This window comes from Paenibacillus sp. FSL H8-0317, from assembly GCF_045040685.1.
GTDB lineage: Bacteria > Bacillota > Bacilli > Paenibacillales > Paenibacillaceae > Paenibacillus.
Window position 1 is genome coordinate 5,148,521 of the sequence record NZ_CP150294.1, and the last position, 15,709, is coordinate 5,164,229.

The window sequence follows — 15,709 nt, forward strand, 5'->3', positions numbered from 1 at the left end:
TTATATTTTAATATTAACGGATCTGCACATACGGCGCCATCTTCTCCAGCATCTTCATACCGATTCCTTTGACCTTTGTCAGATCACTGACTTTTGCAAAAGGACCATGTGCATTCCGATAGTCCACAATAGCCTGAGCTTTCTTCTCTCCAATTCCGGGAAGCTCCGTAAGTTTGGAGACAGGTGCAGTATTCACATCAATCTTCCCATTGTCGCTAGCTTCCTCACGAACTACAGGTGGGTTACTGTTCGAGCCCGTCTCGGGGGTAACCGAAGGATTCGAATTCGTACTTTGCGCCACTGGTTCAATCGAAGTAGCCGTATCTGAAGGATTATCATTCATCTGATTTGGAGTTTGAACTCCCGAATCATCTGCAACCCCAACGCTCGCAAGCTCTTTAGACTCTCCTGCCCTTGCATCGTTCCCAGTCTGCATCCCACTTGAATCCGTTCCCGAAGATGCTCCTGTATTGCCCTGAACCGAAGTAGCCGACAGTACAGCAGGGAGTTCCTGCTCTATCGTCGGCTTCTCGGTGCCGAGCTGCAAGGGTTCCCAGCCACTAGGTGGTTGTTCACTTTTGCCCGACCATAATATAAGTATACTTCCAACCACCGCAGCAGCAATGGTCATCCCTTTGTTCCATCTCATTCTTCCACACCTCTCCCTGAATTCAAAATCATTCATTTCGAACACGGGCGGTGCTTCCGAACCGTTGAACTTTCCTGATGAAACAAGTTGTTCATTTTTCATGTCATGTGAAACAGGTCCTCACGCATAGAATAGAGGGAATGAACTGCGCCAGTACCGTAAAGCATGAAAGGAGGCCTGAAACAATGAAGGTTGGATTTATCGGAACTGGCAGCATGGGCAGCCTGCTAATCTATGCCCTGATCCAATCGGGTGCACTTGAGCCCCGGCAGATCGCGGCCAGCAATCGAACCCCGTCCAAAGTACGTCAGTTATCCCTCCGTTACCCCGGTCTGCATGAATCCCAGAGCAATCGGGAAACGGTGATCCGAAGTAATATCATCTTCCTGTGCGTGAAGCCGCTTGAATTCAAACATGTTATTGACGACATCCTGCCTGTCGTGAATCCCAATCATATAATTGTCTCGATCACCAGTCCCGTGCAGCTGCGACATCTGGAATCTTCACTTCCTTGCAAAGTCTCCAAGGTAATTCCCAGCGTCACACACCAAGTCGGCAGTGGAGCATCCCTCTGCATACATGGCGAACGAATGACCAGTGAAGACCGCGCTGTGTTGGAAAGTCTGCTCAGTCATATAGGCAGGCCGTACCAAGTGGATGAAGCCTGTACACGAATCACATCCGACTTCTCCAGCTGCGGACCTGCATTCATATCGTTCTTTTTGGAACAGTGGATCGAAAGTGCAGTGAAGCTGACCGGCATCAAAAGGGCAGATGCCTGCGCTCTGGCTGGCGAAATGCTCTTGGGAACAGGCAAGCTGCTCACCGAAGGAGGATACACCCCGCAAGAGCTTCAGGCTCGTGTCGCTGTACCTGGCGGTATTACCGCTCAGGCACTTGCACTGCTGAAGGTTAGTCTTGACGGCGTTTTCGACAGCCTGATCCACACGACACATGACAAATATGATGAAGATTTGTTAAAGCTGGATGAACTATTCCGAGCCGGTGAGATTAACCGGCAACAATATTAACGAGTTTGCCTGGAACGGCAATGACCTTGCGAATGGTCTTGCCTTCCAGCGCCTGCTTAACAGGTGCCAGCTCCATCGTAAAGTCCTGCATACCCTGTGCATCCAGATCCTTCGCGATTGTAGCACGAGTTACAATTTTACCGTTTACCTGAACAACGATTTCTACTTCCGCATCCACTGTCATGGACTCATCATATTCAGGCCAAGCCACGTAAGAGATTCCACCTTCATGACCCAAACGGCTCCACAGTTCCTCTGCCATATGCGGTGCCAGTGGTGACAACAGCTGTACAAATTTCTCCATCGCTTCACGAGGCAGTGTGTCCGCTTTGTATGCATCGTTGATGAAAATCATCAGCTGGCTGATGGATGTGTTGAAGCGCAGATGTTCCAGATCTTCCGTAACTTTTTTGATCGTTTTGTGAGCAGTCCGTTTGAACTCATCCGTTCCACCGTCCACCGTAATCTTGTCATTGATGGCTCCTGTGTCTTCGTTAATGAAGAGACGCCATACACGTGACAGGAAGCGGTGCATGCCTTCAACCCCGTTTGCATTCCACGGTTTTGTCGCTTCCAATGGTCCCATGAACATCTCGTACAGACGCAATGTATCTGCACCAAATTCATTCACGATTTCATCCGGGTTAATGACATTACCACGGGATTTACTCATTTTCTCATTATTGGTACCCAGGATCATACCTTGGTTGACCAGTTTGTGGAAAGGCTCTTTGGTCTCCACAACACCCAGATCATACAGCACTTTGTGCCAGAAACGAGCGTACAGCAAGTGAAGTACGGCGTGCTCTGCTCCGCCAATGTACAGATCAACTGGCAGCCACTGCTGCTGTTTCTCCTTGGAGATCAGTTCCTTGTCATTGTGCGGATCGATAAAGCGCAGGTAGTACCAGCAGCTACCCGCCCATTGTGGCATGGTGTTGGTTTCACGACGTGCCTTCATTCCCGTTTCCGGATCTACCGTATTCACCCACTCCGTAACATTCGCCAGTGGTGATTCTCCTGTACCCGAAGGTTTGATCTGGTCGATATCAGGCAGCAGCAGTGGAAGTTGATCCTCCGGTACGGTCTTCATCGTTCCGTCTTCCAGATGCAGAATCGGGATTGGCTCACCCCAGTAACGCTGACGGCTGAACAGCCAATCGCGCAGACGATAGGTTACTTTCCCTTGTCCTTTACCGTTCTCTTCCAGCCAAGCAATCATCTTGGCAACCGCTTCTTCATTATTCAGTCCATTTAAGAAATCGGAATTCACATGCGCGCCATCACCCGAATATGCCTCTTGTGTAACGTCTCCACCTTGAATAACTTCAATGATATCTAGACCGAACTGCTTCGCAAATTCCCAGTCACGTGCATCATGACCCGGAACTGCCATAACCGCACCTGTACCGTAACCTGCAAGAACGTAATCAGCAATCCAGATCGGCAGTTTTGCACCATTAACAGGGTTGATTGCATAAGCGCCAGTGAATACACCTGTTTTGTCTTTGGCCAAATCTGTACGTTCCAGATCACTCTTACGAGAAGCCTGCTCCTGATAAGCCTGAATCGCTTCACGTTGGTCATCGGTTGTAATTGCTTCTACCAATTCATGTTCTGGAGCAAGTACTGCAAAGCTCGCACCGAACAATGTGTCCGCACGGGTAGTGAACACCTTGATGACTTCCTCGCGACCCTCAATGGCAAATACAACTTCTGCACCTGTCGATTTACCGATCCAGTTGCGCTGCATATCCTTGATGCTTTCAGACCAGTCCAGCTCTTCCAGGTCTTCCAACAGACGCTCTGCATACTCGGTAATTCTCAGGACCCACTGACGCATCGGTTTACGTACAACCGGGTGTCCACCACGTTCACTCTTGCCATCAATAACCTCTTCATTAGCCAGTACCGTTCCAAGTGCTTCACACCAGTTAACTGCTACTTCATCCACATAAGCGAGGCCTTTATTATACAGTTGGATAAAGATCCATTGCGTCCATTTATAGTATTCAGGGTCCGTTGTGCTGATCTCACGATCCCAGTCATAGGAGAAACCAAGCGATTTGATCTGGCGACGGAAATTGTCAATATTACGGAATGTAATATCTCGTGGATGTTCACCTGTATCCAGTGCATGCTGCTCAGCAGGCAGACCGAAAGCATCCCAACCCATTGGGTGTAATACATTGTAACCGCGCATACGTTTGTAGCGGGAAACGATATCCGTTGCCGTATATCCTTCCGGGTGACCTACGTGCAGACCTGAACCGGATGGATAAGGGAACATATCCAGTGCATAAAATTTCGGTTTAGCAGGGTCCTCACCCGTTTTAAACGTTTTATTTGCATCCCAGTATTGCTGCCAACTTTTTTCCATGACTTGTGGCTGATAGCCGTGTTTCGGCTGGTTATTTTCACTCATCTATTGTTCCTCCTTCAGGTTATTCGCGTTAGCTTTAATTGCAACAAAAAAACCTCAGCATCCCGTAGCGTTTGCAGCGCTAGGGACGAGAGGTTGAATTCCCGTGGTACCACCCTAGTTAGCGGACGAACGTGCTTCGTCATCCACTCCCTTTGGACCTGTAACGGCGGTTAACCGATGCGGATTTCCATTCCTGAACCCAAGTTTTATACAAGCAGGTTAAACAGAATGGTGTAATCACCGCATTTCTCCAAGGCGAGTTCGCAAATCACTGTCAACCGGCTTGCACCAACCGCCGGCTCTCTGTTATGTACAGGAATTACTACTGATCCTTATCATCGAAATATGTATACAATATCGGGACCATTATACAAAAAAGCAAGCCCAAAGTCAATATTACACGTTATAATCGCCATCTTGAAGTTTATGGTTCGTACCGTTCATAACACTCGTTGCTGTTCAGGATATCCGAAAACGCTCAATGCCTTCCTCCAGATTATGAATGGTCCAATTCACATGTTCCTGATTATCATATTGACGATAAGCGCACTCAATGCGCAGCACCAGATCAAAGTACAAGTCATAGAGACTTCTTCTTTTCAATTCACTTTCAGTGGTAATCGCATGCCCATATCCCTTCACGAATCCGGGAGTATAGTTAAAATGACTAAAGTAATGCTCCATCAGAGGATCTGCCCACAGAGAACGTTCAAAATCAATAATCGCTGTGATGCGACTTTTGTCTACCAGAACATTGCCATCCCACAGATCCCAACTGACAAGCACAGGTTCTTTGACATCGTCCAGCACATCCGATTTTTCTTCAATCAAACGTCTCAATTCAGGGTAATCGATCGAAAATGTGATTTCAGCTTCTTCCCCGTCGGTAAGAATATCATCCATCAGATTCATAAATGCTTCTTTCCATGTGGAATATCGCTGTTTTTCCTCCGAGAAATATCCAAACTTCTCGCCTCTGATCTCATTAATCCGACGATTGTACCAACCGAGCTGGTGTTCAATGGCCTCCTGCTCTTCCGCAGAATATTGATCCTTGACCTGATTATAGGGTGTTCCAGACATGTACTCCATGATAAAATAATGCGCTGAAGCCATAGTTAACGAATCATCATAGGCCAACACTTGCGGTACAGGAACATCCTGTAGCTCCGTGATGAGGCGCAGTGCCTCAACTTCGGCAATCATGAGATCCTGCTCACAGCGCATCAGATTTGTCGAAGCCGACGGTGCAATTTTCAGTACCACTCGCTGTGCGTCACTCAGTGTGATGAGATATGCATGATTGGCCCAGCCATCCACCATTTCCTTGTAGTCCTCTATACTTGCAGAGAAATGCTGCTCTATTATGGCATTCAACTGTTCTGACGTAAGTCTTGTTTTATATGTACTTTCCATTTCTACACCTCACATTGACATTTGATTTATTTCCTCAGAAAACGCTTTCTATCCGACTATTATCGCCTCCTTTACTTTAACTGGCAATACTTTTTGTCACGTCGTTATGTCTTTTCTTGCATTCCTTTACCCTATTTAATACTATTGCTATTCATTCTCCATGGAAAATCAAACAAAAAACTGCCCTTATGCACCATACATAAGGACAGTTCTCATTATTGGCTCTTACTTCACCGCCACGTAGAACAAGCGCTGAGCGCTGTCTCCGGCCTCTTTCCATTCAAAATCCGCATATACCTTCACGTCTCTAAAACCTGCCTTGGACAACTCCAGCTTCATCCAGTCCGGATTATATGCACGCTGGACATGAACTTCTTCAAACCGCTGATACATATCCTTGCTACCGTCATCCACACGCGAAAAAATACTAAGATGATGTTCAATCTCACAGCGATCCTGGTCCAGATCACAAGTCCAGATATAAGATACGGAGCGCTCATCCAGTACAAAAGGCTGCTCCTCATCATAACGAATAAGGGTATTGGGATGATGCACATCAAACAGGAACGTTCCACCAGGCTTCAGCATCTCATATGTCCGCTGGAATGTTCGAATGACATCTTCTTGTTCAAGCAAATAATTGACACAATCACAGAAAGATATCACCGAATCCACAGGTTCCGGAACTCGCCATTCCCGCATATCCTGCTGCACCCAACGGACACTGCCCTCGCGATACAAGCGATGACCCTGAGGTGTAGCCTCCATCTTGCTGCGCGCAACCGACAGCATATCTGCTGAGAGGTCAATGCCTGTAACTTCAAAACCGGAGTTCACGAGCGGGATCGTAATGGAGCCCGTTCCACAGCCAAGTTCAGCGACACTTTTGGGCATTCCATGCTTTTCCCATGCTGTTCTTGCAAACCTTATCCAGTCCGGATAAGGCATATCTTCCATTAATTCATCATACACATAGGCAAATTTCCGGTAAGACATGTCAGGCACCGCACTTTCAATTTCATTTTCCAATCCTGTTAACAAAAGAAAAAGCAGGGGCATCCGGTGTTTACCCAGCCTATCCCTGCCTTATCCGAGTTCCATATTACAACTATTTAATCAAGAAGATTACTTGTCTTCACTTTGATCCGCAGAAGCAGATTCGGACAGATACGTCCAGCTTTCCTTTTGAACCACCAGTCCATCCTTCATCAATTTGCCCAAGGCACGCTTGAACGCAGACTTACTGATGCCAAAGCGCTGCTTGATGATATCCGGCGGAGTTGCATCCGAGTAAGGCATGCCGCCCATAGGGCGCTCTTTCATAAAGGCGAGCAGCTTGTCTGCATCTTCGTTACGTCCAACTTGTTTGAGTTGAGTCATGGCCAGATTCACACGTCCGTCTTCACGTACCAGTGTCACCCGACATTTCACTTTTTCCCCAAGACGCAGCATATGACTACGTTCGGATGAATGAATCATGCCAATTGCGCCAAAGCCCAGTACACCGCCCTCTACAAGTACAAAAGTACCCATCTGCAGTGGCTTGTATACCGTCGCTTCAACCCACTCGTTTAACCATGAAGTTGGAGCATGGAAAGACAATGGTGAAAGTTCACGTTCTCCGGCCAATTTGGCACGCAGACGTCCTTGCTTGTCATGTTCCATGATTACAAAGACTTCATCCCCCACTTGAGGACGCAGTTCTTCCAGTTCAGGCAGTTCGCGAATAGGAAGCAGCAATTGCCGTCCAAGGCCCATTTCCAGGAAACAGCCCAGTCGTGGGTGAACATCTGCCACAACCAGTCGTGCCATTTCGCCGAGCATGAGATAAGGCTTTTTCATCGTTACGGCCAGACGATCTTCCGTATCAAAGAATACAAATACCTCAAGCGTCTCACCAATCTTAATATCCCGCGTTAACTCGGTATAGTGAAGAAGTACATCTTCCGATCCTGTCGTCAAAAAGAAGCCAAACGGAGACACTTCACGTGAAACCGGCAAAGAGACGACTGTTCCAGCAATCAAACTCATACAGTTTCCACCACTTTGGCATCAGACCAGAGTCGTTCAATGTTGTAGTATTCACGCTCGTCGCGGTGGAAGATATGAACAACAACATCGCCCATGTCCATCAGTACCCAACGTGCAGAATCCATACCTTCGATACCTTTGATCGTCGCTCCGGCTGCATGAGCCTGTTTGCGAATTTCAGTGGCAATGGCTTGTACCTGTGTATCGGAATTCCCGTGGCAAATAACAAAATAATCCGCCACCAGAGAAACATTAATCAGATCCAATGCTACAATATTGGATGCCTTTTTGTCGTCAGCGGCAGTAACCGCCATATTCATAAGTTCTTTCGATGATACTGTCATGAACCAACCTCCATAATCTATAATTGTGTGTTCAAAAAGATCAGTTTTCAGTACCGAGAAGATGGAATAAAGCTAGAAATGGAGTAGCGGAGCGTAGGATAACTACGTGAGCAACGGACATTTCGGCTGAATTTCATATTCGATGCTGATGATGCCGCTAGGCATCCTTCGTAATCAAAAGTGGACTTTTTGAACAACCTCTATAATTGTGCAATTAAGTCATTCCGCGACAGCATGGTCAAAGGATAAATGACACGTCGTTGCGAGATCAGCAAGCTGATCGTCGAATCGAATCCGGCAATTAAACCTTCCTCCAGACTACGTTCGGCCTGTTCGCGAATGTGTTCCACTCCCGGGAAATCTCGTCCCGGTTCAATGTAATCGGCAAGACATACCACTTTGTCCAGCAAGCTCATACCTACCCGACCCGAGGTATGCCACCGGATGGCATTAATAACTTCGGAATCCGTTACACCGTAATCACGCTTGGCTACAAAAGCACCGACTTCGGAATGCCAGAGCTGCTTGTCATGCTGCAGAAGTTCCTGGTTTAATCCGTTATCACGGATGACCGCTTCCATCTCCGCTATGGGCCAGTACTTCGCCACATCATGCAATATCGCTGCCAGATCTGCTTTCACAGGATCAGCACCGTATTTTTCAGCCAACATCACTGACGATTCCATTACACCCAGTGTATGCTTCCAGCGTTTTTCCGGCATTTGTCCGGATACGGCTTGAATCAGTTCATCACGGCTTAGTGCCATATAAACCGCTCCTTACAATGTATTGGTGCACTTCATCAGGAATCATGAAGCGTACCGAATGTCCTTTGGCCAGACGTCTGCGTACGGCTGTCGATGAAATATCGACCAAGGGCATCTCGGCCAGCAGGACCCGATCCTGTAACTCGTCTGGTAAATCATCCAGATGTAACTGGAAGCCCGGCCGACCAACACCGATAAAGGTTAAGCGTTCTGCAAGCTCTTCAATCTGCTCCCATTTGGGAAGATAGTTCACCATATCCGCCCCGATAATGAAATAGAATTCATGTTCAGGATGGCGACGCCACAGTTCCTTCATCGTATCAATGGTATAAGACACTCCGCCCAATTCCATCTCGATATCCAGCACCTCATATTGCTGCACACCCTTCACAGCCGCTTCCGTCATATCGAGACGTTGCTGTCCCGAAGCTCCGGCTCCGCGTTTGTGAGGTGGAACATGGGAAGGCATGAACCAGATCTCATCCAGTGCATGCGAGTCCCTTGCCGCTTCAGCTGCCAGGAGGTGTCCCATGTGGATCGGATCAAACGTACCACCCATGATGCCGATCTTCACCTGCGTCACGCTCCCTTATCTAGGTAATTCGATTTGTTTGTTATCGCGAGATTCTTTGTACAGGATGATTGTATTACCGATGAGTTGTACAAGCTCACTTCCCGTTTCACGGGCAACTTCTTCTGCCATCTCTTTTCTGTCCTCGTCATTGTTGTTCAACACTTGCACTTTCATCAATTCGCGCTTCTCAATCGCATCTTCGATGTGACGGAACAGGTGCTCGTTGGTTCCACCTTTACCAATCTGAAATACAGGGGTCAGGTGATGTGCCTGTGACCGCAAAAAGCGCTTTTGTTTACCGTTTAACATGAATACTCCATACTCCTTATGTTGAGCAGGACCTGATCGACAGCACAAAACTGTCCGGACCTGACCATTCAATTATTATTTTCACACTTCAAAACTGTTTAGTACCGCACGTCTCATCGTCTCCACAGGAGCCGGAATGCCGAGCCAATGTTCAAAGGCCACTGCACCCTGGTATACAAACATCCCCAGACCACCGTGCACTGTGCATCCACGTAACCGCGACTCCCGAAGCAGACGGGTCTCCAGCGGATTATAAATCAGATCACTCACAGCTGCGCCTTCACGAATTAGTGGGGGATCAACCGGCAGGTCATCAACATGAGGATACATTCCGGCAGCCGTTGTGTTGATCACAATATCAGCCGTAGCCAAGACCGTCGCAGCGTCTTCCATGCCACTGCCTGAGATTTCTCCCAAGCCATGGCCCCGTAAATCCGAAGCAAGTGCAACAGCCCTGTCCGCTGTACGATTCAGAATGTGAATCTGCTCAGGCTTCTCCAATGCAAGTGCGTATATAACGCCTCTTGCCGCTCCACCAGCTCCCAGTACAGCAATACGTTTACCCGCAAGCTCAGGCACAGCCTCTTCCTTCAGCGATCGGACATAGCCAATACCATCCGTATTGTACCCTGTCAGTGTTCCACTTTCATTAACGATGGTATTCACCGCACCAATCAGGCGAGCACTTTCATCGATTACATCCAGGTACTGCATCACCTGCTCTTTATGCGGGATCGTGACATTGACACCACGATAGCCCAATGCCACAATCCCCCGAACTGCCGCTTCCAATTGACCCGGATGAACATGCAGTGGCATATACATTCCATTCACTCCTGCAGCCTGCAGGGCCGCATTGTGCATTGCCGGTGATTTGGAATGAGCAATAGGATCACCCATAACGCCAAGCAACACGGGAAATGAAGGGTTGAATTTGTTCCGCTCAGACATAGGTCCGCCTCCAATCCGCTCTGATGTACAGGTTCTGAGATTACATTAGATTAAGGATGGACGGATCTGTACACGAATGCCCTTTGGAGCATGCACAGCAACAAGTGCTCCAATATCGCCATTAACCTTAATCCAGCCCAGACCCGAGATGAATACATCCGATTGACTGCCGCGTTTGATGCGGAATTCATGTCTGGTCCATTCAGCCATCTCTGCTGCATCCTCACGGGTTGGCGGAGACAACAATTCTCCCAGGTGGTCGCGGTACAGATCATCTGCACGCTCCAGCTTCGTCCGGTGAATATCTAGCGCAGTGCTGATAAAACAAGTAAACGACTGGCGATCACCTTCCACAAAGTCAAATCGAGCCATGCCGCCGAAGAACAGCGTCTGACCGGAATTCAACTGATACACAGCCGGTTTAAGCGGTTTTTCCGGCATGATGGCAGCGAGATCCTTACGTGAAACAATCTCGCTGAAACGCCATGGATACACGATTCCAGGCGTATCAATAATATATTTTCCATCATCCAGCGGAATGTTCACCATATCCAGCGTTGTTCCCGGATAACGGGAGGTGGTCAGCTCCTGCTCCAGATCGCTGTAATCACGAATCAGACGGTTAATCAGTGTGGATTTACCCACATTGGTACCACCAACCACGTATACGTCACGATCTTCGCGATACGTTCCTACAAGCTCAAGCAGTCGGTCGAAGCCCTGATTTTGCTTTGCACTGCACAAGACTACATCCACGGTACGCAAACCCTGTTCTTTGGCTTGCTTCTGTACCCAGTTGCGAACCTTGTTCCAGTTGGTTACTTTCGGAAGCAAGTCCGTTTTGTTCACAGCAAGCAATACCGGATTGTTGCCTACAAAACGTTGCAGACCGGAGATAATGCTGCCATCAAAGTCAAACAAATCAACGATATGGATGACAAGTGCATCCTTATCCCCGATTTTGCTAAGCAGCGCCAGGAATTCGTCCTGATCCACCGTAACGGATGATGACTCATTGTAGTTTTTGATGCGGAAACAGCGCTGGCATATAACCGGTTCACGATCCAATGCCTTCTCGGGGATAAACCCTGGTAATTCCGAATTTTCTGTTTGCAGATGCACGCCGCATCCGCTGCACCTTACGGCAAGATTGCCGTTATGCGGTTCTGTCATTTCTTCTTTTCCTCCTCAAGCCATAAGCCTTTCCTGCGTAAACTCGTTAGAGCAATCCGTTCCACGCGTCGATTGAAGCGGGTCATAAAACCTTCGTCCCCAATGGAGATTGGCAGTACCAGAACGGTATATAACCCCATTCGGTTCCCTCCATAAACGTCTGTAAGCATCTGATCACCTACTACAATCGTGTTTTCAGGAGATAACTCCATCATTTTCATTGCTCTACGAAACGGTACATTCGATGGTTTGCGTGCACTATGCACAAACTGGATATCCAGCGGGGTCGCAAACAGGGATACACGATTCAAATTGTTATTGGACACAATCATCAGCTTGAAACCCGCCTCTTTCACACGTGCAAACCATTCAATCAGTTCGGGCGTAGCGTCAGCGGCTTTGGCTCCAACGAGTGTGTTATCCAGATCAGTTATAATTCCACGGTAGCCTTGAGCGTACAGCTCTTCCAGATTAATGTCAAAAACCGTGTCTACACGCAGCTTGGGCATTAACATTTTAAACAAAGAAGTCACCTCAGTTTCATACGACACACTATATCACAAATCCGTCTTTCCTGAAAATGCATACAGCGCCTGATGGCATAGGAAAAAAGGAAAAACGGGACGGGCAACAACTATGCCCGTTCCGCTTTCAGTTCCTTCCGCAGCTTCAAGGCGGTCTGATAGACGCCCTTCCAGTCGTCGGCAGTTACGGACGCCGGACTGTAACGAGTCTGTTCAAACTTCGTGAGAAGCTCATGCAATGTTGCTTCTGCAGCAGGTTTTGCCTGGCTCCAGCGGGTTACCGATTCACGAAGTGTCTCGTCTCCGCTCCGGGTCAACCCTTTGCGTTTCACATACTGAATCCAACGCTCGGTCTCTGCCACTACCTTCTGTTCAGGGGTGAGCGGTCCACCTGTCCGTAGACGAAGCAGGAAGAATCGCATGGAGAAACGATTACGCCAGAACATATATGCTACCCACAATACAATAATGGCTCCTGCAGCCCAGATAACAAAAGTTGGGATGGCAGACGATGTCTGCTCAGGTGCAGGGGTCTGCTCTTCCTCTTGTACCGGCTCCTCTTCTGGCTCTTCTTCAGGCTCATCTACAGGTTGTACATCAGGCTGTTCCGTCAGCAGCGGCATATCAAAGCCCGGCGTTGCTTCAACAGGAATCCATCCATACTCACCAAAATAGACCTCTGCCCAGGAGTGTGCATCTGCATTGGTAACGGTGTAGGTCGTCTCAATCTCCGCGCCAGGTTGACGTGGAGCCTGCATGTCCGAGTTCAGGGACAGTTGTCCAGGCGCATAACCTTTAACCCACCTTGCAGGAATGCCCTCCGAGCGCGCCATCATCACCAGCGCAGTGGAGAAGTAATCACAGTAGCCTTCCATAATATCGAACAGGAAACCTTCCACAAAGTCGCTGCTTACTTTTCGAGATAAATCCGGATTGTTCGTGTATTCAAAATTAGTTTGTAAATAGTTTTGCAGTAATGCCACTTTTTCATACGGAGTATTCGCAGATGCCGTTATCTCGGCTGCCAGATCTGACACCCGGTCAGGGAAACGGGATGGTAATTGCAAGTACATATCATCTGCCGGATTACTGTTATAAAGATCTTCAAATGACTTCGTACGAAGCTCATCTTCCACAATCACAGGGGCTTCCGATACGATAGTATACGTCTTGGGATACTGTGGTTGCTGACGGTCTGTCACCACATGAAGTTCAGCCTGTTCGGCATTCCACAACATCCGTTCCGTTCTGTCTTCACCATTAATCGAGCTAACTTCAGCGATCGAATAAGCACCGAAGAGAATCGGATAGACATTATCATTCAGCATCGTTACATTCTGAGTCACTTGTTTGGTATTCACATTACCGGATTCCTGGTTCTCCAGAGGCTGTCCGGCTTCAACATTCTCTGTTGAACCCCGTCCACGGTCATCCCAGCCTGTGCCTGTGTACTCTGCACGTGTTTCACCGCGCCAATAACTGCGCTCATTGGTGGTGACAGACATGACAGGGGTATAGTCGAAGTTGAATCCTCCACCAAGCTGATTGTCTTCCCTGCTGTATCCCGATTCAGTAGCCGTCGGAATATCAAGGTTTCCATTACCAGCCTGATTGGTAGAAGTTCCGGTATAGTTACGCCAAGCTGTGTATGGATCCGTCAAGGTGGGTGGAATCTCCGGCATATTAACGCTGGCTACAATAATCAAAGAAAAGATAATGGCAATATTGGCCAGGACCTTATAAGGATAACGGATGATTCGTTTCCAACCTTGTGGATACTGTAGCTGATAGTTACGGAAATGCTGACATACGAGCCATCCCATCCCCGCAAACATCACCCACGCGATTTCAATCCAGAGTGGGATCTGAGTGAAAGAATCGAGAATCCCCATCGAAATGATGTTAACACCCAGAAAAACAAGAATGCGACGTGTTGTGGTCACGAGTCGAAGCGCAGCTTCAAGCATCACCCATGCACACAGGGAGAACCAGATGTACGGCGTCATGTGTAATATGAATTGTTCCGCTCGGTCCGTTAAAGAGCCATAAGGGATGTACACCGTATAATCAATTAGCGTTTTATGCAAAATGTAACCAACAACGACCGCCTTGATGATCGCCCGATACATCGTTTTGAAGGGCAGAATGACCTCCAGCACACTGACCGCTGCAAGTGTCCATAACACCAGAGAAGTGGTCTCCGTGTACCACGATTCCTGCGTAAATGAAATCCACTGCATTCCAATCAGGAAAATCCAGAGCAACGACGCTGCATGATACCAGGATCGTTTGCCTGCAACACTTTCATTTCCTTTTGTACTCATACAGAACCTCCCCCCATCACCGTTGGAAGCTCCTGCAAGTGAGAAACAGTGAATGACCTCGTGCCTCTTCCACGCAACATGGCATTCCACTCGGCACTCCGGCGGGATTCACTGGTATCGATCAGAATATGACATGGAGTCATGCCCCGCGTATCGGCCCAGCGCAACAGTTCCATTATTTTTTCATCCTTCTGGGGAGAAATCACGACAAAGTAGGCTCCCTGAGGCAGTTGACGTGCGATTCTTTCCACGCCGGGCAACAGATGGGTATCCTGACCGTTATATTGAATATCCACCAGATGATGCATCATCTTCTGTCGTTCCATCAGACTTTCACTGGGGGCCATGAAGGATGTCTGTTCTGACAATGTCAACAAACCCATCCCCATTCGTTCCCTGACACCATACTCCAGCAGAGAGGCAGCCGTGGAAACGGCAATTTCGAAAGCATCCCCATGTTCATAACTTGATGCCAGCGCATCCAGAACCAGAATGGTTTTGGGCACAGACTCATGTTCAAACTCCTTGGACTTCCAGTTCCCTGTCTTTGCCGTGGCATTCCAGTGAATGCGGGAAAGTCGATCTCCGTATACGTAGTCACGTACACCATTGATCTGAGTGGTCTCTCTCCGTGAACGGGTTAACGCCGTCTGAGGACCGGATAACCGTGATTTGCGGTCGTAGAGCTGCCAATATGGAATAAATACCGTTCTTGGCAGTACGCGAAACTCACCTTTGGCCTTAAACTTTCCTCGATGTTCAATCAGTCCAAATATGTCCTCGCTGGCACATTCAGTTTCCGAAAAAACATACTTTCCCCGCTCAAGTGGCGGTGTCTGAAAAGACAACTCGCCATTACCTCGCATATTGGGAATCAAACTTTCCTTGAACGACCACGATTCTCCGTTGTGCCGATGCAGCATTTCACGTACAACAACATAGGGAAGCGGGAGGAATCCCGGAATCGTCAGACTCAGCTGTACTTGAACCTGGTCACCCGCATGCAGCAATTCTTCGTGGTCTGGACCAGAAGATAACCTACGAACTCCTTGAGCACGTCTTACCCCGCTAAATCCAGCAATGGCAAGATACACACAGAGCAGGGTCACCATCGACAGCAACATAAGGGATGTCTTCCCGCCCTGAAACAAAACATAAGCCAGACAGCACATCCACACCATTGCGATGCTC

General features: G+C 48.2%; 15 protein-coding genes and 1 other annotated feature. Of the genes, 1 reads left to right on the forward strand and 14 read right to left on the reverse strand.

What is annotated here, in order from left to right:
* Window positions 1-13: 13 nt before the first annotated feature.
* Window positions 14-649: a helix-hairpin-helix domain-containing protein gene (locus MHB43_RS23085; protein ID WP_405130484.1), complete on the reverse strand. Its 636-nt coding sequence runs from the start codon at window positions 647-649 to the stop codon at window positions 14-16.
* Window positions 650-834: 185 nt separating this feature from the next.
* Between MHB43_RS23085 and comER the strand changes: the two genes are divergently transcribed.
* Entirely contained in the window at window positions 835-1,680 is an 846-nt protein-coding gene (comER, locus tag MHB43_RS23090) for a late competence protein ComER (RefSeq protein ID WP_036615122.1), read from the forward strand.
* On the opposite strand, the gene leuS is transcribed toward comER, so the two are convergent.
* The 13 genes from leuS to MHB43_RS23155 all read right to left on the reverse strand — a co-directional run bounded on the left by leuS (window position 1,661) and on the right by MHB43_RS23155 (window position 15,699).
* Window positions 1,661-4,105 (reverse strand): leucine--tRNA ligase, encoded by a 2,445-nt coding sequence (leuS, locus tag MHB43_RS23095; protein WP_074095915.1) that lies wholly within the window; start codon window positions 4,103-4,105, stop codon window positions 1,661-1,663. The two genes, comER and leuS, sit on opposite strands and share 20 nt — an antisense overlap.
* A 78-nt stretch (window positions 4,106-4,183) precedes the next feature.
* Window positions 4,184-4,453 (reverse strand) — a binding site (T-box leader).
* A 111-nt stretch (window positions 4,454-4,564) separates the two neighbouring features.
* Entirely contained in the window at window positions 4,565-5,521 is a 957-nt protein-coding gene (locus tag MHB43_RS23100) for a phosphotransferase family protein (RefSeq protein ID WP_405130485.1), read from the reverse strand.
* A 225-nt stretch (window positions 5,522-5,746) separates the two neighbouring features.
* Window positions 5,747-6,517 (reverse strand): class I SAM-dependent DNA methyltransferase, encoded by a 771-nt coding sequence (locus MHB43_RS23105; RefSeq protein ID WP_405132462.1) that lies wholly within the window; start codon window positions 6,515-6,517, stop codon window positions 5,747-5,749.
* Window positions 6,518-6,646: 129 nt separating this feature from the next.
* On the reverse strand, window positions 6,647-7,552 hold the full coding sequence (locus MHB43_RS23110; RefSeq protein WP_405130486.1) for a S1 RNA-binding domain-containing protein: 906 nt from the start codon (window positions 7,550-7,552) through the stop codon (window positions 6,647-6,649).
* On the reverse strand, window positions 7,549-7,896 hold the full coding sequence (gene rsfS / locus MHB43_RS23115; RefSeq protein WP_221821945.1) for a ribosome silencing factor: 348 nt from the start codon (window positions 7,894-7,896) through the stop codon (window positions 7,549-7,551). Before rsfS ends, MHB43_RS23110 begins: the two co-directional genes overlap by 4 nt.
* A gap of 200 nt (window positions 7,897-8,096) precedes the next feature.
* Entirely contained in the window at window positions 8,097-8,663 is a 567-nt protein-coding gene (yqeK, locus tag MHB43_RS23120; RefSeq protein ID WP_221821943.1) for a bis(5'-nucleosyl)-tetraphosphatase (symmetrical) YqeK, read from the reverse strand.
* Entirely contained in the window at window positions 8,647-9,237 is a 591-nt protein-coding gene (locus MHB43_RS23125) for a nicotinate-nucleotide adenylyltransferase (RefSeq protein ID WP_076328126.1), read from the reverse strand. The genes yqeK and MHB43_RS23125 overlap by 17 nt, the downstream gene beginning before the upstream one ends.
* Before the next feature lie 15 nt (window positions 9,238-9,252).
* Entirely contained in the window at window positions 9,253-9,546 is a 294-nt protein-coding gene (gene yhbY / locus MHB43_RS23130; RefSeq protein ID WP_017687186.1) for a ribosome assembly RNA-binding protein YhbY, read from the reverse strand.
* Between the two features lie 81 nt (window positions 9,547-9,627).
* The gene (gene aroE / locus MHB43_RS23135; RefSeq protein WP_405130487.1) at window positions 9,628-10,497 is read right to left on the reverse strand and encodes a shikimate dehydrogenase; all 870 of its coding nucleotides are present in this window, start codon (window positions 10,495-10,497) and stop codon (window positions 9,628-9,630) included.
* Between the two features lie 45 nt (window positions 10,498-10,542).
* Window positions 10,543-11,670, reverse strand: coding sequence for a ribosome biogenesis GTPase YqeH (gene yqeH / locus MHB43_RS23140; RefSeq protein WP_017687184.1), 1,128 nt, complete (start codon window positions 11,668-11,670; stop codon window positions 10,543-10,545).
* Window positions 11,667-12,194, reverse strand: a complete 528-nt coding sequence (locus MHB43_RS23145; RefSeq protein WP_221822062.1) for a YqeG family HAD IIIA-type phosphatase — start codon at window positions 12,192-12,194, stop codon at window positions 11,667-11,669. Before MHB43_RS23145 ends, yqeH begins: the two co-directional genes overlap by 4 nt.
* Window positions 12,195-12,304: 110 nt before the next feature.
* The gene (locus tag MHB43_RS23150) at window positions 12,305-14,518 is read right to left on the reverse strand and encodes a DUF4129 domain-containing transglutaminase family protein (protein WP_405130488.1); all 2,214 of its coding nucleotides are present in this window, start codon (window positions 14,516-14,518) and stop codon (window positions 12,305-12,307) included.
* Window positions 14,515-15,699 carry a DUF58 domain-containing protein gene (locus MHB43_RS23155; RefSeq protein WP_237175703.1) on the reverse strand — a complete coding sequence of 395 codons (1,185 nt, stop codon included), beginning with the start codon at window positions 15,697-15,699 and terminating at the stop codon, window positions 14,515-14,517. The genes MHB43_RS23150 and MHB43_RS23155 overlap by 4 nt, the downstream gene beginning before the upstream one ends.
* Window positions 15,700-15,709 lie beyond the last annotated feature (10 nt).

Bases quoted from the DNA above. Each gene is read 5' to 3' on its own strand.
- yqeH (WP_017687184.1), bottom strand. From the start codon at position 11,670: ATGACAGAACCGCATAACGGCAATCTTGCCGTAAGGTGCAGCGGATGC.
- yqeK (WP_221821943.1), bottom strand. From the start codon at position 8,663: ATGGCACTAAGCCGTGATGAACTGATTCAAGCCGTATCCGGACAAATG.
- MHB43_RS23105 (WP_405132462.1), bottom strand. From the start codon at position 6,517: ATGTCTTACCGGAAATTTGCCTATGTGTATGATGAATTAATGGAAGAT.
- yhbY (WP_017687186.1), bottom strand. From the start codon at position 9,546: ATGTTAAACGGTAAACAAAAGCGCTTTTTGCGGTCACAGGCACATCAC.
- MHB43_RS23100 (WP_405130485.1), bottom strand. From the start codon at position 5,521: ATGGAAAGTACATATAAAACAAGACTTACGTCAGAACAGTTGAATGCC.
- rsfS (WP_221821945.1), bottom strand. From the start codon at position 7,896: ATGACAGTATCATCGAAAGAACTTATGAATATGGCGGTTACTGCCGCT.
- comER (WP_036615122.1), top strand. From the start codon at position 835: ATGAAGGTTGGATTTATCGGAACTGGCAGCATGGGCAGCCTGCTAATC.
- aroE (WP_405130487.1), bottom strand. From the start codon at position 10,497: ATGTCTGAGCGGAACAAATTCAACCCTTCATTTCCCGTGTTGCTTGGC.
- MHB43_RS23110 (WP_405130486.1), bottom strand. From the start codon at position 7,552: ATGAGTTTGATTGCTGGAACAGTCGTCTCTTTGCCGGTTTCACGTGAA.
- MHB43_RS23155 (WP_237175703.1), bottom strand. From the start codon at position 15,699: ATGGTGTGGATGTGCTGTCTGGCTTATGTTTTGTTTCAGGGCGGGAAG.
- MHB43_RS23150 (WP_405130488.1), bottom strand. From the start codon at position 14,518: ATGAGTACAAAAGGAAATGAAAGTGTTGCAGGCAAACGATCCTGGTAT.
- MHB43_RS23085 (WP_405130484.1), bottom strand. From the start codon at position 649: ATGAGATGGAACAAAGGGATGACCATTGCTGCTGCGGTGGTTGGAAGT.
- leuS (WP_074095915.1), bottom strand. From the start codon at position 4,105: ATGAGTGAAAATAACCAGCCGAAACACGGCTATCAGCCACAAGTCATG.